Annotated in this window: 17 protein-coding genes and 3 rRNA genes; 4 read left to right on the top strand and 16 right to left on the bottom strand. The window is 67.8% G+C overall.

Annotated elements, in window-relative coordinates; translation table 11 throughout:
- Window positions 1-10: 10 nt before the first annotated feature.
- From QK288_RS09300 to QK288_RS09270, 7 genes are all read right to left on the bottom strand, one after another.
- Window positions 11-1,141, bottom strand: a complete 1,131-nt coding sequence (locus QK288_RS09300) for an ROK family transcriptional regulator (protein ID WP_281267510.1) — start codon at window positions 1,139-1,141, stop codon at window positions 11-13.
- A 184-nt stretch (window positions 1,142-1,325) separates the two neighbouring features.
- Window positions 1,326-1,442: ribosomal RNA gene (gene rrf, locus QK288_RS09295) — 5S ribosomal RNA — on the bottom strand.
- A gap of 134 nt (window positions 1,443-1,576) precedes the next feature.
- Window positions 1,577-4,704 (bottom strand): 23S ribosomal RNA (locus tag QK288_RS09290).
- 427 nt (window positions 4,705-5,131) lie between these two features.
- A 16S ribosomal RNA gene (locus QK288_RS09285) occupies window positions 5,132-6,653 on the bottom strand.
- The 16S, 23S and 5S rRNA genes sit together here, the layout of an rRNA operon.
- A 602-nt stretch (window positions 6,654-7,255) precedes the next feature.
- A complete protein-coding gene (gene rlmN, locus QK288_RS09280; protein ID WP_281267509.1) occupies window positions 7,256-8,488 on the bottom strand; it encodes a 23S rRNA (adenine(2503)-C(2))-methyltransferase RlmN in 1,233 nt (410 codons plus the stop codon).
- 41 nt (window positions 8,489-8,529) lie between these two features.
- Window positions 8,530-9,459, bottom strand: coding sequence for an NlpC/P60 family protein (locus tag QK288_RS09275; protein ID WP_281267508.1), 930 nt, complete (start codon window positions 9,457-9,459; stop codon window positions 8,530-8,532).
- A 182-nt stretch (window positions 9,460-9,641) separates the two neighbouring features.
- Window positions 9,642-10,688, bottom strand: coding sequence for a pyridoxamine 5'-phosphate oxidase family protein (locus QK288_RS09270; RefSeq protein ID WP_348639042.1), 1,047 nt, complete (start codon window positions 10,686-10,688; stop codon window positions 9,642-9,644).
- 129 nt (window positions 10,689-10,817) lie between these two features.
- Here QK288_RS09270 and QK288_RS09260 point away from each other — a divergent pair, with 129 nt between their 5' ends.
- Window positions 10,818-11,996, top strand: a complete 1,179-nt coding sequence (locus QK288_RS09260) for a PLP-dependent aminotransferase family protein (protein ID WP_281267507.1) — start codon at window positions 10,818-10,820, stop codon at window positions 11,994-11,996.
- Here the strand turns inward: QK288_RS09260 and QK288_RS09255 are convergent.
- From QK288_RS09255 to QK288_RS09230, 6 genes are read right to left on the bottom strand one after another with little or no spacing between them, the layout of a single operon-like run.
- The gene (locus tag QK288_RS09255; RefSeq protein WP_281267506.1) at window positions 11,986-12,900 is read right to left on the bottom strand and encodes a phosphogluconate dehydrogenase C-terminal domain-containing protein; all 915 of its coding nucleotides are present in this window, start codon (window positions 12,898-12,900) and stop codon (window positions 11,986-11,988) included. The two genes, QK288_RS09260 and QK288_RS09255, sit on opposite strands and share 11 nt — an antisense overlap.
- Entirely contained in the window at window positions 12,897-13,727 is an 831-nt protein-coding gene (locus QK288_RS09250; RefSeq protein ID WP_281267505.1) for a sugar phosphate isomerase/epimerase family protein, read from the bottom strand. The genes QK288_RS09255 and QK288_RS09250 overlap by 4 nt, the downstream gene beginning before the upstream one ends.
- Window positions 13,724-14,512: a triose-phosphate isomerase family protein gene (locus tag QK288_RS09245; RefSeq protein ID WP_281267504.1), complete on the bottom strand. Its 789-nt coding sequence runs from the start codon at window positions 14,510-14,512 to the stop codon at window positions 13,724-13,726. Before QK288_RS09245 ends, QK288_RS09250 begins: the two co-directional genes overlap by 4 nt.
- On the bottom strand, window positions 14,512-14,994 hold the full coding sequence (locus QK288_RS09240) for a ribose-5-phosphate isomerase (protein ID WP_281267503.1): 483 nt from the start codon (window positions 14,992-14,994) through the stop codon (window positions 14,512-14,514). Before QK288_RS09240 ends, QK288_RS09245 begins: the two co-directional genes overlap by 1 nt.
- A gap of 29 nt (window positions 14,995-15,023) precedes the next feature.
- Window positions 15,024-16,736: a dihydroxyacetone kinase family protein gene (locus tag QK288_RS09235; RefSeq protein ID WP_281267502.1), complete on the bottom strand. Its 1,713-nt coding sequence runs from the start codon at window positions 16,734-16,736 to the stop codon at window positions 15,024-15,026.
- Window positions 16,733-18,127: an MFS transporter gene (locus tag QK288_RS09230; RefSeq protein ID WP_281267501.1), complete on the bottom strand. Its 1,395-nt coding sequence runs from the start codon at window positions 18,125-18,127 to the stop codon at window positions 16,733-16,735. The genes QK288_RS09235 and QK288_RS09230 overlap by 4 nt, the downstream gene beginning before the upstream one ends.
- A gap of 161 nt (window positions 18,128-18,288) precedes the next feature.
- Between QK288_RS09230 and QK288_RS09225 the strand changes: the two genes are divergently transcribed.
- Together QK288_RS09225 and QK288_RS09220 are read left to right on the top strand one after the other, a co-directional pair.
- Window positions 18,289-19,035: a FadR/GntR family transcriptional regulator gene (locus QK288_RS09225; RefSeq protein WP_281267500.1), complete on the top strand. Its 747-nt coding sequence runs from the start codon at window positions 18,289-18,291 to the stop codon at window positions 19,033-19,035.
- Between the two features lie 66 nt (window positions 19,036-19,101).
- Window positions 19,102-19,782 (top strand): class I SAM-dependent methyltransferase, encoded by a 681-nt coding sequence (locus QK288_RS09220; protein ID WP_281267499.1) that lies wholly within the window; start codon window positions 19,102-19,104, stop codon window positions 19,780-19,782.
- Between the two features lie 43 nt (window positions 19,783-19,825).
- Here QK288_RS09220 and QK288_RS09215 read toward each other — a convergent pair whose 3' ends face one another.
- Genes QK288_RS09215 through QK288_RS09205 form a run of 3 tightly spaced genes read right to left on the bottom strand, consistent with a single transcriptional unit; the run spans window position 19,826 to window position 21,763 of the window.
- The gene (locus QK288_RS09215; RefSeq protein WP_281267498.1) at window positions 19,826-20,491 is read right to left on the bottom strand and encodes an SDR family NAD(P)-dependent oxidoreductase; all 666 of its coding nucleotides are present in this window, start codon (window positions 20,489-20,491) and stop codon (window positions 19,826-19,828) included.
- Window positions 20,488-20,889, bottom strand: coding sequence for a cupin domain-containing protein (locus QK288_RS09210; protein WP_281267497.1), 402 nt, complete (start codon window positions 20,887-20,889; stop codon window positions 20,488-20,490). The genes QK288_RS09215 and QK288_RS09210 overlap by 4 nt, the downstream gene beginning before the upstream one ends.
- Window positions 20,846-21,763, bottom strand: coding sequence for a helix-turn-helix domain-containing protein (locus QK288_RS09205; protein WP_281267496.1), 918 nt, complete (start codon window positions 21,761-21,763; stop codon window positions 20,846-20,848). The genes QK288_RS09210 and QK288_RS09205 overlap by 44 nt, the downstream gene beginning before the upstream one ends.
- A 151-nt stretch (window positions 21,764-21,914) precedes the next feature.
- On the opposite strand from QK288_RS09205, the gene QK288_RS09200 reads away from it, so the two are divergent.
- The gene (locus QK288_RS09200) at window positions 21,915-23,132 is read left to right on the top strand and encodes an FAD-dependent monooxygenase (RefSeq protein ID WP_281267495.1); all 1,218 of its coding nucleotides are present in this window, start codon (window positions 21,915-21,917) and stop codon (window positions 23,130-23,132) included.
- Window positions 23,133-23,149: the final 17 nt, after the last annotated feature.

Raw genomic sequence — 23,149 nt, 5'->3', positions numbered from 1 at the left:
AACTAAGTGGTCACTCCTGCAACAGTCCGCGGATGGCGAGCACCGCTCCGGCGCGCGCCCACTCGGAGAACTCGAACGGCTGGACCTCGATCGTCAGGGCGTCGGTGTTCGGCTCGAGCGCACCGCGCAGTGCGTCGTCCACCGCGCTCCGGGCGATGTCGTACACGGGCAGACCGTCGCCCGTGAGCACGATCGCCGACGGGTCGGTGACGTGCACGACCGACGCCAGGACGACCCCGAGCGCGCGACCGGCATCCACGAAGGCCGCGAGAGCCGGGGCGTCCCCGTCACGGGCGAGCTCCACGACCTCGTCGTACGTGGCGCCCACGTGTCCGGAGTTGCGCACGATGACCGGACTCGGCAGGAAGCTCGACGCACAGCCGCGGTGCCCCAGGCCGCAATCGGGACCACCGCCGAGGACCGGCAGGTGTCCGATCCTCCCGAGCCGCCCGTTCTGCCCGGTCGACACCTGGCCGTTGGCGATGAGGCCGAGACCGACACCCTCACCCACGGTGACGAGCGCCATCGACTCCCTGCCCGCGCCGGCACCGAACCAGTGCTCCTTCGCGGTCAGCGCGTGCACGTCGTTGGCGGTGAACGTCGCGAGGCCCGTGCGTTCGGACACCATCCGTGCGAACGGCACGTCGGCCCATCCGAGGAACACCGACGCGGCGACGATCGGCTCCCCGCTCCGGACGAGTACGTCGCCCGGGAGGGACACCCCCATCGCACAGAGGGCCGGGTGCGCCTGCCGGAGCTGCGCCGTGACGGCGGTGATCTGCGCGGCGACGTCCTCCGGCACCGTGGACGTCATGACTTCTTCGTGGAGCGCGAGGATCCGTCCACCGAGGTCGGTCACCGCCGCGTACAGGCGGTCCTTCGTGAGCTTCACCCCGAGGAACTCCCACGCCCCCGAGCTCACCTGGAGGAGCTCGGAGGGACGACCGGTCGCACCACGGACATCGGTGCCGACCTCGACGACCATGCCGTGTGCGACCAGCAGTCGCATGGCCCGGGTCAGACTCGCCCTAGAGAGCCCGAGCGACCGCGCGATCTCGGCACGGGACAGCACCCCGTGGATGAGGATCTCCCGCAGCGCCAGGCGGGAGCCATCCGGCAGTGCCGGCCAGGTGTGCGTCATCGTTCCTCCGTCGGCCGACCCGGGCTGATCCTATTGCCACTGCTCTCGCGACGACGACCCGGAACGGCGTTGGAGCGGCCCTGGATCAGTCGTAGAACGGTCCTGGAGCGGTCCGGGAACGGTCGGGGAACGCAGAAAACCCCTGACCAGTACTGGTCAGGGGTTTTCTGGTGTTGCAAAAGAAGTCCGGCGGCGTCCTACTCTCCCACAAGGTCCCCCTTGCAGTACCATCGGCGCTGAGAGGCTTAGCTTCCGGGTTCGGAATGTGACCGGGCGTTTCCCTCTCGCTATGACCACCGGAACACTGTCGACCATGATCTGGTCTCAACATGTTCCTTCAAGCCGTTGCTGAAGTATTCAATTGATTCCCGATCGTCTGTCGGGAACCACAAAGTGGACGCGAGCCCCAACACCGAAGTGTCGGGAAATAGTTGTGTTGTCAAGTCTTCGGCTTATTAGTACCGGTCAGCTCCACGGGTCGTTAGTCCCCGCTTCCACATCCGGCCTATCAACCCAGTAGTCTGCTGGGAGCCTCTCACACTCAAGGTGCATGGAAATCTCATCTCGAAGACGGCTTCCCGCTTAGATGCTTTCAGCGGTTATCCGGTCCGAACGTAGCTAATCAGCGGTGCCCTTGGCAGAACAACTGACACACCAGAGGTTCGTCCATCCCGGTCCTCTCGTACTAGGGATAGATCTTCTCAAATTTCCAACGCGCGCAGCGGATAGGGACCGAACTGTCTCACGACGTTCTAAACCCAGCTCGCGTACCGCTTTAATGGGCGAACAGCCCAACCCTTGGGACCTACTCCAGCCCCAGGATGCGACGAGCCGACATCGAGGTGCCAAACCATGCCGTCGATATGGACTCTTGGGCAAGATCAGCCTGTTATCCCCGAGGTACCTTTTATCCGTTGAGCGACAGCGCTTCCACAAGCCACTGCCGGATCACTAGTCCCGACTTTCGTCCCTGCTCGACCTGTCAGTCTCACAGTCAAGCTCCCTTGTGCACTTACACTCGCCACCTGATTGCCAACCAGGTTGAGGGAACCTTTGGGCGCCTCCGTTACTCTTTGGGAGGCAACCGCCCCAGTTAAACTACCCATCAGGCACTGTCCATGAACCCGATCAGGGTCCTACGTTAGACATCCAAAGTGACCAGAGTGGTATTTCAACAATGACTCCACGAACACTAGCGTGCCCGCTTCACAGTCTCCCACCTATCCTACACAAGCCACTCCGAACACCAATACCAAACTGTAGTAAAGGTCACGGGGTCTTTCCGTCCTGCTGCGCGTAACGAGCATCTTTACTCGTAGTGCAATTTCGCCGAGTTCGCGGTTGAGACAGCTGGGAAGTCGTTACGCCATTCGTGCAGGTCGGAACTTACCCGACAAGGAATTTCGCTACCTTAGGATGGTTATAGTTACCACCGCCGTTTACTGGGGCTTAAATTCAGAGCTTCGGTCGAAACCTAACCCCTCCTCTTAACCTTCCAGCACCGGGCAGGCGTCAGTCCGTATACATCGTCTTGCGACTTCGCACGGACCTGTGTTTTTAGTAAACAGTCGCTTCCCACTGGTCTCTGCGGCCTTCAACGCTCACGGAGTAAATCCGGTCACGTGTCCGGCCCCCCTTCTCCCGAAGTTACGGGGGCATTTTGCCGAGTTCCTTAACCACGATTCTCTCGATCTCCTTGGTATTCTCTACCTGACCACCTGAGTCGGTTTCGGGTACGGGCGGCTGCAACCTCGCGTCGATGCTTTTCTCGGCAGCATAGGATCACTGATTTCCCCTAACGGGTACGCGTCGGATCTCAGGCACACAGACGACGGATTTGCCTATCGTCAGCCCTACATCCTTACACCAGGTTCACCTTACGGATACCATCGCCTGGCTCAGCTACCTTCCTGCGTCACACCTGTTCATACGCTAACCGCACCAGCATGGGGTCGAGCGTTAGACCGCACCGCTTCACCCCGAAGGGATCCGCTGGATACGGGTTAGGACTCTTAGCACCACTGGATTAGCTTGGGCGGTTGTTCGCCGGTACGGGAATATCAACCCGTTGTCCATCGACTACGCCTGTCGGCCTCGCCTTAGGTCCCGACTTACCCAGGGCGGATTAACCTGGCCCTGGAACCCTTGGTCTTTCGGAGGACGGGTTTCTCACCCGTCTTTCGCTACTCATGCCTGCATTCTCACTCGTGTGGCGTCCACGGCTGGATTACTCCGCCGCTTCACTCGCCACACGACGCTCTCCTACCACTCCGCACGACTGAACCACGAAGGCTTGTCTAACATGCGAAATCTACAACTTCGGCGGTGTGCTTGAGCCCCGTTACATTGTCGGCGCGGAATCACTTGACCAGTGAGCTATTACGCACTCTTTCAAGGGTGGCTGCTTCTAAGCCAACCTCCTGGTTGTCTATGCAACTCCACATCCTTTCCCACTTAGCACACGCTTAGGGGCCTTAGTTGGTAGTCTGGGTTGTTTCCCTCTCGACGATGAAGCTTATCCCCCACCGTCTCACTGCTGCGCTCTCACTCACCGGCATTCGGAGTTTGGCTGACGTCAGTAACCTGTTGAGGCCCATCGGCCATCCAGTAGCTCTACCTCCGGCGAGAAACACGCAACGCTGCACCTAAATGCATTTCGGAGAGAACCAGCTATCACGAAGTTTGATTGGCCTTTCACCCCTATCCACAGCTCATCCCCTCCATTTTCAACTGAAGTGGGTTCGGTCCTCCACGACGTCTTACCGTCGCTTCAACCTGGCCATGGATAGATCACTTCGCTTCGGGTCTAGGACATGCGACTGAATCGCCCTATTCAGACTCGCTTTCGCTACGGCTGCCCCACACGGGTTAACCTCGCCACATATCACTAACTCGCAGGCTCATTCTTCAAAAGGCACGCCGTCACCCCTACAAGGAGGCTCCGACGGTTTGTAAGCAAACGGTTTCAGGTACTATTTCACTCCCCTCCCGGGGTACTTTTCACCTTTCCCTCACGGTACTTGTCCGCTATCGGTCATCTGGGAGTATTTAGGCTTATCAGGTGGTCCTGACAGATTCACACGGGATTTCTCGGGCCCCGTGCTACTTGGGATACACATCCGGCCATAACACCATTTCGTCTACGGGGCTGGCACCCACTACGGCCCGGCTTTCAAACCGGTTCGACTATGATGCGCTGTAACCGCCCCAGTCCGGCAGAACTGAGTGACGTGTCCCACAACCCCGACCATGCAACGCCCGCCGGCTATCACACATGATCGGTTTAGCCTCATCCGCTTTCGCTCGCCACTACTCACGGAATCACATGTTGTTTTCTCTTCCTGTGGGTACTGAGATGTTTCACTTCCCCACGTTCCCTCTACCCGCCCTATATATTCAGGCGGGAGTCACCAGGTCGACAAGTCGCCTGGCGGGGTTTCCCCATTCGGAAATCCTCGGCTCACAGCTCGATTATCAGCTCCCCGAGGCTTATCGCAGATTTCTACGTCCTTCTTCGGCTCCAGATGCCAAGGCATCCACCGTTTGCTCTTAGAAACTTGACCACAAAGATTAAAATTGCGATCGACTCGACAACACGACCACCCAGAGGGCAGTCCTTGTTGCGAGCGATCTAAGATGCTCGCGTCCACTGTGTAGTTCTCAACATACGATCGGCACCACACTCCCCCAGCCGTAACAGCTAGCTTCATGTGGCCCATCGAAGAACCGAAACGGATTCCTCCGCCGGCCCAACCCCCACCACCACTCTCGTGGGAGGCAGGAAGCCTGGTCCCTCAGGACCCAACAACGTGCACCAGCCAGCCCGCTCACCCCCGACCCCTTCCAACCCGACCCGAAGGCCTGGCGTACTAAGACCGGAAGCTGCGCTCCCGACTGCACTGTCAATGTTCCACCCATGAGCTACCCGTCGGACACGTTCGGTCCGAATCGGGCGCCTGGACACCGCAAGCGGTGCCAGATGCTCCTTAGAAAGGAGGTGATCCAGCCGCACCTTCCGGTACGGCTACCTTGTTACGACTTAGTCCTAATCACCGATCCCACCTTCGACGGCTCCTTCCACAAGGGTTAGGCCACCGGCTTCGGGTGTTACCGACTTTCATGACTTGACGGGCGGTGTGTACAAGGCCCGGGAACGTATTCACCGCAGCGTTGCTGATCTGCGATTACTAGCGACTCCGACTTCATGAGGTCGAGTTGCAGACCTCAATCCGAACTGAGACCGGCTTTTTGGGATTCGCTCCACCTTAGGGTATCGCAGCCCTTTGTACCGGCCATTGTAGCATGCGTGAAGCCCAAGACATAAGGGGCATGATGATTTGACGTCATCCCCACCTTCCTCCGAGTTGACCCCGGCAGTCTCCTATGAGTCCCCGGCATAACCCGCTGGCAACATAGAACGAGGGTTGCGCTCGTTGCGGGACTTAACCCAACATCTCACGACACGAGCTGACGACAACCATGCACCACCTGTACACCGACCACAAGGGGGCGACCATCTCTGGCCGTTTCCGGTGTATGTCAAGCCTTGGTAAGGTTCTTCGCGTTGCATCGAATTAATCCGCATGCTCCGCCGCTTGTGCGGGCCCCCGTCAATTCCTTTGAGTTTTAGCCTTGCGGCCGTACTCCCCAGGCGGGGCGCTTAATGCGTTAGCTACGACACAGAAACCGTGGAAAGGTCCCTACATCTAGCGCCCAACGTTTACGGCATGGACTACCAGGGTATCTAATCCTGTTCGCTCCCCATGCTTTCGCTCCTCAGCGTCAGTTACGGCCCAGAGATCTGCCTTCGCCATCGGTGTTCCTCCTGATATCTGCGCATTCCACCGCTACACCAGGAATTCCAATCTCCCCTACCGCACTCTAGTCTGCCCGTACCCACTGCAAGCCCGAGGTTGAGCCTCGGGATTTCACAGCAGACGCGACAAACCGCCTACGAGCTCTTTACGCCCAATAATTCCGGACAACGCTTGCACCCTACGTATTACCGCGGCTGCTGGCACGTAGTTAGCCGGTGCTTTTTCTGCAGGTACCGTCACTTTCGCTTCTTCCCTACTAAAAGAGGTTTACAACCCGAAGGCCGTCATCCCTCACGCGGCGTTGCTGCATCAGGCTTTCGCCCATTGTGCAATATTCCCCACTGCTGCCTCCCGTAGGAGTCTGGGCCGTGTCTCAGTCCCAGTGTGGCCGGTCACCCTCTCAGGCCGGCTACCCGTCGTCGCCTTGGTGAGCCATTACCTCACCAACAAGCTGATAGGCCGCGAGTCCATCCCCAACCAAAAAATCTTTCCACCACCAGACCATGCGGCCGGCGATCATATCCAGTATTAGACGTCGTTTCCAACGCTTATCCCAGAGTCAGGGGCAGGTTACTCACGTGTTACTCACCCGTTCGCCACTAATCCACCCAGCAAGCTGGGCATCATCGTTCGACTTGCATGTGTTAAGCACGCCGCCAGCGTTCGTCCTGAGCCAGGATCAAACTCTCCGTAAAAAAATTACAACCAACACCGAAGTGCCAGCGAGTTGATCTTGACTGTTGACTGTCTACTGACAATCTTCAATCCAAAAGGAATTGTCTCCGACTCGACCAGCAAAACCGGCCGAGCACGGGGTCAATAAATTGGCATTGACAATGTGCACGCTGTTGAGTTCTCAAGGACCAGACGCACTCCCCGCTCGACCCCGAAAGAGGTTCCGCCAGAGAGGCATTCGTTCTTGTTTCCCGAGCACGCCGAATCTCTTCGGCTTCTGCGGGGAGTGGTTGCCAGAGCGGGAACCCGTCCGGACTGCGACTTCCGGGGCTTGCACCCTGGTGTCCGTCTCGGCCGTTCCGTTCTCCGCCTCAGCGGCAACGAGTGATTACTCTACACACGCCCCGGGGGCCCCGCCAACCGGCGCTCCCCCCGGGCGTGTCGCGCGTCCGGCCGCCCATGGACGGGTGCCGCGAACGGCCTGAGTGCGCAGGAGTGGCGGCGGTTCCGGCGCCGGGAGTGCATCGTCTGCGCACTCGATCCAGCGAGCGACGGCTGAACCCCGGGACGACGAGGGGCACAGTGCGCGAACGCACTGTGCCCTTCGAGGTGGAACGGCCGACTACTCGGCAGCGGCGAGCTGCCCGCAGGCCCCGTCGATCTCCTTGCCACGGGTGTCGCGGAGGGTCGTCGGGATGCCGGCGGCGTTGAGTCGGCGGACGAACTCGTCCTGCACGTGGACCTCCGACGAGGTCCACACCGATCCGGGCGTCGGGTTGAGCGGGATCGGGTTGACGTGCACCCATCCCTTGCCGCGCTTGTTGAGCTTCTCGGCGAGCAGGTCGGCGCGCCAGGCGTGGTCGTTCATGTCCTTGATGAGCGCGTACTCGATCGAGACCCGTCGCCCGGTCTTGACGTAGTAGTTGTGGGCGGCATCGATGGCCTCGTCCGCCTTCCACCGCGAGTTGACCGGGATGAGTTCGTCACGGAGCTCGTCGTCCGGCGCGTGCAGCGAGAGCGCGAAGGTGATCGGGATGTTCTCGTCGGCGAGCTTGTTGATCGCGGGGACGAGCCCGACGGTCGACACCGTGATGCCGCGAGCGCTCATGCCGAGGCCGTGCGGCTGTGGCGCGACCATCGTCCGGACGGCGTCCATCACCCGCTTGTAGTTCGCCAGGGGCTCCCCCATGCCCATGAACACGATGTTCGTCACGCGCTCGGCGTCGACGCGGTCCTTGCCGCCCTTGCGCGGGTCTCCCCCGAGCTCTCCCGCGGCGATGGCCGCGTTCGCCCGGACGATCTGCTCGATGATCTCGGCGGTGGACATGTTGCGCGTCAGGCCCTGTTGTCCAGTGGCACAGAAGGGGCAGTTCATCCCGCAGCCGGCCTGGGACGAGACGCAGAGCGTGATGCGCCCCGGGTAGCGCATGAGCACCGACTCGACGAGGGCGCCGTCGTGCAGCTTCCAGAGGAACTTGATCGTGTCGCCCTTGTCCGTCGCGAGACGCCTCGTCTCGGTGAGGAGCGGCGGGAGCATCCCGGCGACGAGCTGCTCCCGCTGGGCGGCGGGCAGGTCGGTCATCGTCGACGGGTCGGACGAGTAGTGCGTGAAGTAGTGCGTCGACAGCTGCTTGGCGCGGAACTTCGGCAGCCCGAGCTCGACCACCTTGGCCTCGCGTTCCTCCACCGACAGGTCGGCGAGGTGCTCCGGCGGCTTGCCACGCTTGGGCGACGCGAACTGCAGGAGCGGACGGCCCTCGCCGTCGGTGGCCTGGGTCCAGCCCTCGGTGCGCGGGCGCACCTGCGGGCGAGCAGAGCGCTGCTCTTCGAACGGGGTTCGGGTGTCGGCGGCCATCACTCCAGCTTACGGGACGCGTGGCACGGGCCGGCGTCCGGTCAGGAACCGGCGGGCAACAGGCGGGCGAAGTGGTGCGCGGCGGCGTACATCGGGACGATGTCGACGACCTCGCCGGGGTGCGGCGCCTGCAGCACGAGACCCTCGCCGAGGTAGAGGCCGACGTGGTCCTCGTTGTCGTACACGACCATGTCGCCGGGCTTCGCCTCGGACTCCGGGATCGTCGTCGCGGCCGCGTCCTGGGTCGGGACGTAGTGCGCCAGCTGGATGCCGACCGCCTGGTACGCCACCATCGTCAGCCCGGAGCAGTCGATGCCCGAGTGGCTCGCCCCGCCCTCGACGTACGGGTCGCCCAGGTACTGCAGCGCCGTCGACAGGATCGTCGCCCGATCGCCGCCCGCGGAGAGCGCCGTGGACAGTGCGGCCTGCGCCTGCGCCGTGGTCACGCCGAAGCGCGTCACGAGCGTCGGGTACGAGACGACGGTCGTGGTCGTCGCGCTCATGCCGTCGGTGGTGGTGATCGGCACCTGGACGTCGTGCGCCACGGTGTAGTTCTGGAGCGGCTCGGCGGCGGACACGGTCTGCGCCGCGGTGACGTCCGGCGTCGCGGCGTTCGCCGGCATCGACAGGGTGAGCGCCGAGGTGAACGCGAGCGCCGGCGCGAGCAGGATCGCGGCACGCTTGGCGTTCGTCGCACGACGCACGTGCCGGGGATCGAGCGCACGTTCCGCGCGGAGCGCGCCGGAGCGGGACACGAAGGCGGCGCCTGCCGGCTGGGCCACGGCGACCGGCCGTACCGAGGACGCCTGCCGGAGTGCGATCACCCTGGCGGGCTTCGCGTGTTCGACGTAGGTGGAACGGGCCGCGACGGGACCGGATGCCGATCGTCGACCGCGGGCACGGGAGGTGGGAAGAGCAGGCGGCGCGGGCTGACGGTCGTCGGCTGCTGCGGGCAGGGCGTGGCGTCCCATGGTTCCTTCCGGGTCTCGAGCCGTCGAGCAGTGGTGCACGGGCACGGTCGCAGCAGTGCGATCGCGCCGTCGGGAACGGCGACTCGGGAAGATAACGTATTGGTCACGAACCTGATCCCGGCTGGGGAAGACCGGCGAGTCCCTGCGGGCCGTCACAGGAACCGCCAGGTCTCCCAGATTCCTCAGGCGACCGTCTCGTCGACCGTCGGCCGCATGACGGCGGCGAGCCGGGCCTCCCGTTCGGCCGCGACGTCGTCGAGGCGCGCCGCAAGCCCGAGGACCGACGCGTCGACCGGCGCGTCCCCCGAGATGTCCCCCGCGATCGGGGCTCCCGCGCGCAGCGCGACCGGCAGGACGCCCGCCCAGACGCCGTGGTCCTCGCCGTCCGTGGGGTCCTCGCCGACGCCGGCGAACCGGATCTTGACGCTCGCGTGCTCGAGCGGGACCTGCAGGACCTGGGTCTGCCTGACCTCCTTGGCGGCCATCTCGCGCACCTCGTCACGGCGGCCGGGCATCAGGTGGTCGCTGACCTGCCACAGTGCCTCGGCGCGGAGTTCGGTGGGCACCACGGTCGCGCGGCCGGCGATCATCGCACTCCGGTAGTTCGCCGAGCTGTCGAAGGTCGAGCGGGCGAAGACGATGCCGTCGAGGTGCGTCACCGTCGCGGCGACCGGCACACCATCGGCGCCGGCGTCGAGGAACAGGCCACCCCCGGTCGACCCGTGCAGCAGCAGGACGGGCCCTGCGCCGAGGTCGCCGACGCCGCAGAGGAACGGCAGCACGATCGGGTGGCCGTCACGGACCACGCCGACGTGGGCGACGAACGCCTCGGCGAGGACCTCGCGGAGGGCTTCGGGATCGGTGGCCTGGCGGTCGCGCTTCCGGCGGACGGACATCGAGGGGACGGCGGGGGTGCTGGTCATGGCGATCACGCTAGGTTCGGGAGTGGACCAGTTAGTAGTCCAGATCGGATCGAGTGCCATGGACCAGTTCGGCAAGACCGCCGGCGTCGTCGCCCGGGTGCGCGGCATGGTGCACGACGGGACGCTCCGCGCCGGGGACGCGCTGCCGTCGACACGGGTGCTCGCTGCCGAGCTCGGGGTCGCCCGCGGGACGGTGGTCGCGGCGTACGAGCAGCTCGACGGCGAGGGGTACATCCGGACCAGGCACGGGGCGGCGGCGCGGGTCGTCGCGTCGGTGGACCCGGCCCCGGGCACGGGTTCGAGCACGAACCCGTCCGCGGACGGGGACGCGCGGGCGATCGGGGCTGCGCGGGCCGCCGGGCTGCGCGGGCCGCCGGGGCTGTGCCGGCCGCCGGGGCTGCGCGGGCCGCCGGGGCTGCGCGGGCCGCCGGGGCTGTGCCGGCTCCGGAGGCCGGCGTCGTCGACGCACGCCCCGGGATCCCCGCCGTCACCGCGATCTCCGCCCGGGACTGGCGCGCCGCCTGGCGGGCGGCGGCGGACCAGCCGCTCCGGAACACCCTGCCCGACCCGCTCGGCTTCCCGGCACTCCGGGAGCAGATCGCCGTGCAGCTCGGGCTGAGCCGCGGGTTCGCCCCCGACCCGTCGCGGGTGGTCGTCGCCGCCGGGACCTCCGACGCGGTGTCGCTCGTGACCGAGGCACTCCGCAACGCGCTCGGCCGCCCACCGCGCATCGCCGTCGAGGACCCCGGCTACCGCTCCGGCCACCGTGCGGCCGCGAGTGCGGGCGGGATCGTCGTGCCGGTTCCCGTCGGGCCGGACGGCATGTCACTGTCACACCTCGCCGACACGACCGTGGACGCCGTCATGGTCACGCCCACCCACCAGTACCCGCTCGGCTCGGTGATGCCGGTCGCGAACCGGCAGCGCCTGCTCGCCTGGGCCGCCGACACGGGCACGCTCGTCGTCGAGGACGACTACGACTCCGAGTTCCGGCACCGCGGGCAGCCCGTCCCGGCCCTCGCCGCGCTCGACGCGTCGGTCCTGCACGTCGGTGGGTTCTCGAAGACCTTCGACCCGCGGCTGCGGTGCGCGTACGTCGTGCTGCCCGACCGCGATCGGGCAGCAGACGCCGTGGTCGCCGAAGCCGTCGTCGCGGCACGCGTCGCGCGCGGTGCGGTCGTCGCGGAGCCCGTGCAGGCGGCGGTCGCGCACCTGCTCAGGACCGGGGCGTTCCGCCGACATCTGGGGCGGGTGCGGCGCGACTACGCGCACCGACGTGGGCTGATCGCGGCGCGGCTGGCCGGTGCGTCCGGCACGACCGGGCTGGAGGCTCGGGCCCTGAACGGCGGGCTGCACGCGGTGGTCTCGTGGCCGGGTCGCCCCGCCGCCGCCGACGTCGTCGCCCGGCTGGCGTCGCGCGGGGTCCTCGTGGCGGAGCTCGCGGACTACGAGGTGACGCAGGGGTCGGCCGGCAACGGGGTCGTACTCGGGTACGGCGCGGTGGCGCTCCCGGCGCTCGAACTCGTCGTCGACGCGTTGCTCGAGGAGCTCTGGGCCTGCCGCCCGCGCCGCCGCGGTCAGCGGACGGCGCGAGCGGACGGCGTCAGCGCTTGACGGCGTCGATCTTGAGCATCTTCGCGATGACGCTGTCGAGCTCGCTGTCGTCGAAGACCTGCTTCCAGTCCTCCTTGATGAGCTTGTCGCGGCCGTAGCCCATCGCGATGTGGCAGGCGTCCGAGAACGGGTTCGAGCCGCGGAGCCCGTTCGTCAGTGCGATCCAGGTGTGGCCGTAGAGCATCGCGCGGGCGGCCTCACGGGGAACCCCGACACCGGTGACGGTCTCCTCGAGGGCGTCGTTGAGGAAGTCGCCGATCATGCAGGCGATCGTCTCGACGAGGGTCGGCTCCAGGACGGCGAGCTGCTTGACGGTGACCCAGTGCACCTGGATGACGGGCGCGTACATGGTCGTGATGACGGCTTCGGCGACGGCCTTGGCGGCGTCGCCCTCGTCACCGAGGGACTCGGACGCGTCGAACGCAGCGATGACCTCCTGCGGGGCGGCGATGCCACCGAAGGTGTCGTCCCACTCCTCCTTGGTGGTGCGCTCGAGGAACACCGACGGGTGGCACGGGTGCGCAACGGCGTAGTGGATGTCCTCGCGCTTCGCGAGCAGCCCGGCGTACGCGGCGGCCGGGTCAAGCGTCAGGATCGTCGCACCGGGCCGCATGACCGGCACGAGCTGCTCGGAGATCGTGCCGAGCAGGACGTCCGGCACGGCGAGGACGACCACGTCGGCGGCCTTCGCGGCCTCGAGGCTGTCGGTGATCGATCGGCCGAGGGCCTCGATGCGCTCCTGGCCCGCCGGCGAGGCCTCGCTGTAGAGCGTCGTGTACTCGCTCTTCGCGAAGTTGTTCGAGACGCGGGTGCCCATCTTGCCGCCGGCACCGATCACGGCGACGGTGACGTCGGCGGTGCCGGAGCCTGCTGCGATGGTGTGGCTGATGGCGGTGTCGGTCATGATTCCTTGCTCCTGGTGTACTCGATGGTGTGTTCGGTCCACGCCGCCTCGACGCGCGTGGTGGTCTGTGCTGGATCGCCGTCTGCGCCCACGGTGGCGTCCTGCCACGGGAGCCAGAACTCGATGACCCGGTTGATGTCCCGGCCGTGCGGGTCGATCGCGTCACGGACGGCCACGTGGTCGATGCGTCCGGTGCCGATCGGCACGCCGGTGTACTGGAACCCGACCCATCCCGGCGAGCGGGTGAAGTCGGCGTCCTTGACGTGCCAGTTCCGGGTGTGCGGGGCGCACGCGGCGACGACGTCGGACGGGTGTTCCAGGTTCGCGACGGTGTTCGCCGGGTCCAGGCAGATCCCGAGGGCCGGGGACGCGACCGCTGTGACCACGGCGACGAGGTCCGCGGTCGGTACGACCTCGTACGTCTCGAGGGCGAGTGTCACGCCGGCGGCTTCGTACGCGGGCAGCGCCGCACGCAGCCGGCGTTCGGTCTCGTCGCCGGACGGCAGGTCGTCGCCGGAACTCCACATCGAGCGGACGAGCGTCGCGCCGAGCGCCACCGCGATGTGCAGGTACCGCGCGAGGTGCTCCGGCGCGGTCCCCCTGGTCCCCACCTCGAGCACGAGCCCGAGCTCGCCGGCGAGCGAGCGGATGGCAGCCAGACGCTCGTCCGATGCGGTGTCGAGCGGCAGGTGGTCGCAGATCTGGAAGAGGTCGACCCCGTGGGCCGCCGCGTCCCGCATCGCGTCGTCGAGCGACATCGGCGACGGCACACGGTCGGACATCCGCCAGAAGTAGGCGTACGTGGAGAGCCCGAGCAGCGACGTCATGCGGTCACCGCCAGGGCCTGCGCTTCGTCCAGGATCGTCCTGATCGCTTCGGGGTCGTGCGCGAAGCGGCCGAGGAACAGTCCTCCGATGCCGCCCTGTCCTCGGGTGAGCAGGCCGGGTCCGGCACTTCCGCCGTAGATCACGACGCTCCCGGCCAGTTCCGGCCGGGTCGCGAGGTGCGCCTCGATGCCCGCGAGCACCTCGACGATGTGGTCGTCCGGCGCCGGCTGCGGCGCGCCGATGGCCCAGACCGGCTCGTACGCCGCGATCACCGGGCCGGCGATGCCGTCGGCGACGGCCGTCGAGACGGATCGGTCGAGCTGCGCCGTCACGTCCGAGATCGCTTCCGGACGGGAGGCTCGGGTCGTCTCCCCGACGCAGATCAGGGGACGCAGGCGGTTGCGGAAGGCAGCGTGGACCTTCCCGGCGATGTCGTCGTCCGTCTCGTGGAACAGACTGCGGCGCTCGGCGTGCGCGATCTCCACGAGGTCGACGCCGATCTCCGCGAGCTCACGCCCGGAGACCTCGCCGGTGAACGCACCCTCGTCCGCCCACGCCAGGTCCTGGGCGCCGAGGAGCACCGGTGTGCCCTCGAGGACCGACCGGACCGGGACGAGCGACGGGAACGTGGGGATCACGAACAGGTCGACGGCGCCGCTCGTGACGGCGGGGTGCTCGCTGGCGATGTCGGCCACGGTGGACGCCCACTCGAGCGTCCGGGCGTGGCCGAAGTACATCTTCAGTGACACCCCGATCGTGAGTCGGGGCGCTGCCGTGGCCGTCATCAGGCGTCCGTTCCGACCGGAGCCGAGCCATCGTACGAACAGATCGCGGCGACCTTCTCGGCGCTGGCGGAGGTCTGGTCGAACTCGTAGCCGAGCCACTCCTTCGCCATCCGGCGGGCGACCTCGACCCCGACGACGCGCTGCCCCATGCAGAGCACCTGCGCGTCGTTCGACAGGATCGACCGCTCGACCGAGAACGAGTCGTGCGCGGTCACGGCACGGATCCCGGGGACCTTGTTCGCCGCGATCGCCACACCGAGCCCGGTGCCGCAGATCAGGATCGCCCGGTCGGCGTCGCCGTTCGCGACCATGCGGGCCGCGTCGACGGCGACGTGCGGGTAGGCGGTGTGCCCGTCCGCGTCGACGCCCACGTCGACGACCGACGCGACGCGCGGGTCCTTCGCCAGGTCGGCCTTGATGATCTCCTTGTAGTCGAACCCGGCGTCGTCGGAGCCGACGACCAGACGGAACTGCGTGCTCATGGTGATGCCTTTCAGGGGGTGCGTGCGGGTCAGGCGGGGACGGAGATCGTCGACAGGACCGCTGCGGCGATGAGGGCGAACGAGATCGCGCCGGCGTCGGGTGTGCCGACGGCGTCCTCACCGTGAGTGCGTGCCCGGCCCATGCGGGGCAGGAGGGACGCGGTCGCGTCGGCAGCGCTGGTGGCAGCCGCTGATGCTTCGGACCAGGCGGTGGTCAGGTCGTCGCCGGCGGTGATGCGGGTGGTGAGGACGTCGTCGAAGGGGACGAGGGCGTCGACCATGGTCTTGTCGCCGACGACCGCGCCGAAGGCGAGGACCGCGTCGGTGGCGGCGTGCACCGCGCGTTGGACGGTCGCCGCTGTGGGACGTTCACGGTCCCCGATGACGCGACCCAGAGCCTCCAGGGCGGCACCCCAGATCGCACCGGAGGTGCCACCGGCCTTGTCGGACCACGCGTCCCCCGCGATCGCGAGGACCGTGCCGGCGCCCGCGCTGCGCTCGGCGGCGTCGCGTGCTGCCGCGTCGGCGGCGGTGGAGCCGCGTTGCATGCCGATGCCGTGGTCGCCGTCCCCGGCGACCGCGTCGATCCGACCGAGCTCGTCGGCATGGCGGTCGATGGTCGCGCGGATCGCGGTGATCGCTTCGGCGACGACGCGGGCGGACTCCTGGGATTCGGGGGTGCTGGGGGTGACCTGGACCTGCGCACCGGCGGTGAGGACGTCCTCGGGGAGCCGCTCCTGCGCGACCGCAGCGCCCTTCCGGTACGCGGGGGTGTCCGCGGGTGCGGCCCAGAGTTCCTCGAGTTCCGCGTCCGGCCAGAAGAGCGTCAGCGAGACTCCGGCCATGTCGAACGACGTGACGAGTTCGCCGACCTCGGGCTCCACGATCGTGATGCCCGCATCGGTGAGGCGCTGCTGCACGGCGTTGAACACCACGAAGAGCTCCTCGTACTTCACGCTGCCGAGCCCATTGAGGATCGGGACGGCCCGGTCGCCGGCTCCGGTCGGCCGTTCGGCCAGGAGCCGGTCGACCAGCAGCTCGGCGAGTCCGTCGGCGGTGGGGACGTCGGCTTCGTCGATGCCCCGCTCACCGTGGATGCCCATCCCGATCGCCATACGACCCTCGGGCACGGTGAAGAGCGGTTCGTCCGCGCCCGGCAGGGAGCAGCCGGAGAAGGCGACGCCGAAGGACCGGGTGCGGTCGTTCGCACGGGTGGCGACGGCGGTGACCTCGTCGAGTGTGTCGCCGCGCTCTGCGGCGGCGCCGGCGACCTTGAACACGCACAGGTCCCCCGCGATCCCCCGCCGCTTCCCCTTCTCCGCTTCGTCGGCGCTCGCGATGTCGTCCGTGACGCGGACCGTGCGGACCTCGATCCCCGCCTCGGTCAGTGCCCGGGCGGCGGCGTCGAAGTTGAGCACGTCGCCGGCGTAGTTGCCGTAGGACAGCAGCACGCCGCCACCGTGCTGGCTTGCGCGGGCGACCGCGGCGACCTGCTGCGCGCTCGGGCTGGCGAACAGGTTGCCCATCGCCGCACCGGCGGCGAGCCCGTGGCCGACGAGCCCGCCGAACGCCGGGTAGTGGCCCGACCCGCCGCCGATCACGAGGGCGACCGTGCCGTCGGTGGACGCAGTCGACCGAGCGACACCACCGTGCACCTTCCGCACCCACCGCTGGTTCGCCGCCACGAACCCGTCCACCATCTCGTCCGCGAAGTCCGCCGGGTCGTTGAACAGCCGGGTCATGCGCCTGCCTCCGTGGTGACCGCGCGCTCGGCGTCGGTCGTCGTCGGTGCGGAGCCGGCGTCGCCGGTGCCGCGGTGCTGTCGGGACACGATCACCATGAGCACGCTCGACAGGATCATGAAGAAGCCGACGATGAACATCGGGATCTGGTACCCGCCGGTCCACTCGCTGACCGCGCCCGTGATGTACGGCGCCGCGAACCCACCGAGGTTGCCGACGGTGTTGATGAGCGCGACGCCGGCGGCCGCTGCGGCACCGGACAGGAACTGCGTCGGCACCGTCCAGAAGTTCGGCAGCGCGGCGAAGATCGAGCACGCGGTGATCGCGATGACCGCGACGGTGGCCGCCGGGGAGTTCATGTAGAGCGCCACCGGGATGCTGAGGCCGCCGACGAGCGCGGGCAGCGCGATGTGCCAGACCTTCACGCCGCGGCGGAAGGCATCACGCGACCAGAAGTACAGGACGACCGCGGCGGGCACGTACGGGATGGCGGTGATGAGCCCCTTCTGGAACAGGTCGAACGACGTGCCGAACTGCTCCTGGAAGCCGTCGATGATCGTCGGCAGGAAGAAGCTCAGCGCGTAGAGCCCGTAGATGAAGCCGAAGTAGACGAACGCCAGCATCCAGACGCGGCCGTTGCCGAACGCGGCGCGCAGACCACCCTTGCCGTGGCCGTCGTTCTTGCCCTGTGCGTCCTTGGCGAGCGCGGTCTCCAGCCAGACCTTCTCGTCCTCGTCGAGCCACTTGGCCTGGGACGGCTTGTCCTTGAGGACGAAGAGGCACAGGATGCCGACGATGATCGCGGGGATCGACACGCAGAGGAACATGAAGCGCCAGCCGGCGAGTCCGCCGAGCAGTCCCTCGTGGGTCATCAGCCAGCCGGCGAGCGGGGAGCCGATGACGCTCGTCAGCGGCTGCGCGAGGTAGAACAGCGCGAGCATCTTGCCGCGGTGGCGTGCGGGTACCCACGTCGACAGGAACAGGATCGCGCCGGGGAAGAACCCGGCCTCGGCGATGCCGAGCAGGAAGCGCAGGCCGACGAGCTGCGGGTAGTTCTGCACCCACGTGAAGAGCAGCGAGACGATGCCCCACGTGATCATGATGCGGGCGAGCCAGATCCGCGCGCCGAACTTGTGCAGGGCCAGGTTGGACGGCACCTCGAGCACGAGATAGCCGATGAAGAACACACCGGAGGCGAAACCGAACTGCGCGGCGGTCAGACCGAGGTCCGCCTCCATGCCGTTCGGCGCCGCGAAGGAGATCGCGGTGCGGTCGAGGAAGTTGATGAAGAACATCAGCGCCACGAACGGCACGATGCGGATGGAGATCTTGCGGATGGTCGTCTTCTCGACGACCGAGGTGGGGATACCTCGCGTGGCGGGGATGTCCACGATGACTCCTGCTCGATGGGGTGGTCGACCTCGTCCGGCGCTGCTGCGCGTGCGGGTTCCGGAACGAGTTCGGGGCGCTTCGGCGCGCCCAGGACAGTGTGCATTGCACCCCTCGTATTTGTCAACCGGTTGACCAGTTGACCGAACGGTACGATCTCCCCATGCCCGCGTTCAGCGAGAACGACCCGCTCAACATGCGACTCGAGCTCGAGTCCGTACCGACGGGTTCACCCGCCTCAGAGGTCGCCCGTCAGCTCGTCTCGTTGCTGACCGCCGGCGACCTCGCCCCCGGGTCGCGCCTGCCATCCGAGCGCATCCTCGCCGAGCAGCTCGGGGTCGGTCGTTCGGCCGTCCGTGAGGCCCTCGCGGCGCTCGAGATCCTCGGCATCGTGCAGATCCGGCCGGGATCGGGCACGTACCTGCGCGGTGGCACGTCGGACCTCCTCCCCACGACGTTGTCCTGGGGCCTGATGCTCGCGTCCAACCGGACGCGGGAACTCCTCGAGATCCGCTCGTCGCTCGAACGGACGGCGGCGATCCTGGCCGTGCAGCGCGCGACGGACGAGGAACTCGACGCACTCGGCGCGACCCTCGACCAGCAGGACGCGGCGCTCGACGATCCGACCGCCTTCATCGAGGCCGACGTCCGCTTCCACATCCTGCTCGCCCGGGCCGGCGGCAACGACGTGCTCGCCGACCTGTTGCAGAGCCTTCGTTCGATGCTCAGCGTGTGGGTCGGCCGCCGGGTGACCACGCGAGAGGCGACCGAGGCCGCGTACCGCGAGCACCGTGCGGTCTTCGACGCGATGCGTTCGCGAGACGTCGCTGCGACCCAGCGTGCGATGGACGAGCACATGGCCACGGCGAGCGCCCGCATCGAGCACGCCGACCCGGTCCCCACGGAGTAGCACCGGTCCTTGCCGATCCGGCAACGGGGCTTGCCCGCCGAGCGGGGCGTGTGGCTGGATCGTACGATGCACGAGCACCACGACATCCCCGCAGACGCGTCTCCCGACCCCGCGACGTACTGGGAAGCCCGCTACGCCGACCAGGACCGCATGTGGTCCGGCCGGGTGAACGCGGTGCTCGCCGACACGGTGGAACGGCACGTATCGCCGCGGCGCGGACGGGATCCGCGGGACCTGCGGGCGCTCGACCTCGGGTGCGGGGAGGGCGGCGACGTCCTCTGGCTCGCGGCGCAGGGGTGGGCGGCGACCGGCGTCGATCTGTCGGCTACGGCAACCGACCGCGGACGCGCTGCGGCGGAGGCTGCCGAGCTCGGGGACCGTGTGACCTTCGTCGCCGCCGACCTCGCCGTCTGGGACACCGAAGAGCGCTTCGACCTCGTCACGGCGTCCTTCCTGCAGTCCTGGCCGGTCGAGATCCCCCGCGACGCGATCCTGCACCGGGCCACCCGCTTCGTCGCACCCGGTGGGCACCTGCTCGTGACCGCGCACGCCGCACCCCCTGGCGGCGTCCCCGAGGAGTTCCACGGACACCGCTTCCCGACGCCGTCGGACGACCTCGACGCCCTTGCGCTCGCGCCCGAAGGGTGGGACGTCGTCGCTGCGGAGACACGACCGCGGTCGGTGCAGCGCGACGACGGGACCGTGCACGACCTCCTCGACAGCGTGGTGCTCGTCCGGCGGCGGTGACGACGACAGCGGCGGCACTGCCGCCGCCGTCGTCACCGTCGACTCAGTCGGGCATGGCCTCCGCGTAGACGCGGAAGTCGCCGCGCTCGACGTGCATCGACCAGAGGCGCTCGGCGACGGACTCCCCCGAGTGCGACGGATCCCCGTCGTCGATCCCGAACGGGATGATCACCTGGCCGACGTGGATGCCCTCGTCGGCGAGGGCGTCGTGCAGGAGTTGCGCGTAGGCGCTCTCCCCCGCGAACGCCACGGACGTCCCGGTCACCCGGGCACCGGGGCGGACCGCGCTCCCGCCGTTGACGAACAGCATCGTGCCGCGGCCGAGCGCCCGCATCCCGGGGATGACCTGGTGGGCCGCGGTGACGGGGCCGTAGATCGAGAACTCCACCGGGCCGACCAGGTCGTCGGCGACGGTCTCGAGGACCGGGCGCATGAACTCCTTCGCCGGCAGCGGGCTGTACTGCAGGACCTCGATCAGGCCGAGGTCCTCGCTCGCACGGACGAGCGCGGTGCGGAGGGCGTCCTGGTCGCGGACGTCCGCCGTGTAGCCGGCTGCGGTGATCCCCTCGTCGCCGAGGATCTCGACGAGGGCGTCGACGCGCTGCTGGTTGCGGGCGATCAGCGCGACGGAGAAGCCCTCGCGTCCGAATCGCCGGGCGACGGCCATGCCGAGGCCCTTTCCTGCTCCGATGATGGCGATGGTGCTCATGGGCGGTGGTACTCCTCGTCGCTGACGTGCTCGAGCCAGGTCGTGGTGGTCGCGGGGTCGTCCGCGAGGTCGAGCATCGCGAGGTGCTCCATGGAGTCGTCCGGCGTCGCGCCGTGCCAGTGTTCCTCGCCGGCGGGCGTGTACACCGTCTGCCCGGGGAGGACCTCGATGACGCCGCCGTCACGCGTGCCCATCAGGGCGACACCCTCGGTGACGTGGAGCGTCTGCCCCTTGGCGTGCGAGTGCCACGCGGTGTGGGCACCCGGCATGAAGCGGACCTTGGCGACGGTCATCGTCTGACCCGACTCCTTCGGCCCGGCGATCGGGTCGAGGTAGACGTCGCCGACGAACTGCTCAGGCGGGTTCTTGGTCGTGGGCTGCTTGGGTTCGATCTGCATGGCGCTCCTTCTGTCGTGCTTCGTCTTCCTGCGTCGCCACCCAGCTCGCGAGCAACCGGAGGGAGTCCTCGGTCGGCGAGCCGGGCTCGGCCGAGTACACGAGGAAGTTCAGTCCGGGGTCGCCCATCGGCTCCATGGCCTCGTAGACGAGGTCGAGATCGCCGACGACCGGATGGTGGAAGTGCTTGCTGCCGTTCGCGTGGTGCCGGACGTCGTGGGCACCCCAGCGGGTCCGGAACTCGACGCTCCGCGTTGACAGCTCGCCGATGAGGTCCTGCAGTGCGCAGTCATCGGGGTTCCGGCCGGCCTCGGTGCGGAGGATCCCGACGTTGATGTCCGCGGCCGTCGTCCAGCTCGGGTAGAACCGCTCGGCGAGGTCGCGGTGCAGGAACGTGAACCGGGCGAGGTTCACCGGACGCTCGGGCTGCGCGTACATGTCCCAGTACAGGCCGCGGAACAGCTGGTTCTCCGCGATGACGTCCATCCGACCGTTCCGGACGAACGCGGGACCGGCGGTGAAGCCGTCGAGCGCCCACTGCATGCTCGTGCGCACCGACTGCGCAGGCTGGCGTCGACGGCGCCGCACCGGGGACGCGTTGGCCGCTCGTGCGAGGTCGAAGAGGTGCTCACGCTCCGCGTCGTCGAGCAGCAGCGCGTCGGCGAGGGACGCGAGCACGACGTCGGACACCCCGGAGAGGTCGCCGCGCTCGAGACGCGCGTAGTACTCGACGCTCATGCCCGCGAGCATCGCGACCTCGGTCCGCCGGAGACCGGGCACCCGACGGCCGGGACCGCCGGGGAGCTCGACCTGCTCGGGGGTCACCCGTGCACGACGGGAGGTCAGGAACTCCTTGACGTCGTCCTTGTTCGACATGCCCACCACGGTACGAGCCGCAGCCCGGACGTGGAACGCCCTGGTGGTACACCCCAGTCCCGGCGGCGTGCAGGCTCGCTCCGGTTGAATCGGAGAGCCCGACCGGCCCACCAGCCCGACCGGCCCACCCCACCCTGCGAGAAGGAGCACCATGACCCGCAGACGCGTCCTCATCTCCGGCGCGAGCATCGCCGGTCCCGCCCTGGCGTACTGGCTGCACCGGTACGGGTACGAGACGACCGTCGTCGAGCGCGCGCCAGCGCTCCGCACCGGCGGGCAGAACGTCGACGTGCGGGGTGCCGGCCGCGAGGTCACGCGCCGGATGGGCATCGAGGACGACATCCGTCGCGCAACGACCGGCGAGGTCGGCACCCGCTTCATCGGACCGAGCGGCCGCGTCATCGCAGAGTTCCCCGCCGGCACGACGGACTCCGGCGGCGCGACCGCCGAACTCGAGGTCCTGCGCGGCGACCTCGCCGCGCTCCTCGTCGCGCAGACCACCGCCGACACCGAGTACCGCTACGGCGACCGCATCACCGCGATCCACGACGACGAGGGCGCCGACGCCGTCCGCGTGGAGTTCGAGCACGCACCGTCCGAGCACTTCGACCTGGTGGTGGCGGCCGACGGGATCGGGTCGTCCACGCGGCGACTCGTCTTCGGCACGGAGCCGACGATCCGGTCCCTCGGCCTCGAGACCACGTACGCGACGATCCCCCGCACGGCCGCCGACGACGACTGGTGGCGGTGGTACAGCGCTCCGGGCGGACGGTCCGTCACCCTGCGCCCCGACGCGCACGGCACGATCCGTGCGGCGATGTCGTTCCTCACCGACCGCACGCGCGAGCAGGCCGGTGCCGAGCTCCGAGACGTCGACGCCCAGCGCGCCCGCCTCCGCGAGCGCTTCGCCGACGCCGGGTGGGAGGCACAGCGGGTCCTCGACGGGTTCGACGTCGCCGACGACCTGTACTCCGAGTCGATCGGCCAGGTCCGGGCACCCCGGTGGACGTCCGGCCGCGTCGCACTCGTGGGCGACGCCGCGTACTGCGCCTCGCCGATCAGCGGCATGGGCACGAGTCTCGCCATCACCGGGGCGTACGTCCTCGCCGGGGAGCTCGCCGCGCACGTCGACCACCGGGACGCCTTCCGCGGGTACGAGCGGATCATGCGGCCGTACGTCGACCAGGCGCAGCAGCTCCCGCCGGGCGCACCACGCGTCGCCAACCCGAAGTCGCGGGCCGGCGTCGCGCTGTTCGGGCTCGCCGTCCGCGCGGGGTCGAGCCCCCTCGTCGGCAAGGTCGCCGGGCGACTGTTCACCCCGCCTGCCGACCGCATCGACCTGCCCGACTACGCCCACCTGGAGCGCTGAGGTCGTAGCGTCGGCAC

It is taken from the genome of Curtobacterium sp. 9128 (assembly GCF_900086645.1).
Classification (GTDB): Bacteria; Actinomycetota; Actinomycetes; order Actinomycetales; family Microbacteriaceae; genus Curtobacterium.
Note: the sequence above shows the minus strand (reverse complement) of the source record. Positions and strands in the feature narration are given on the sequence as shown.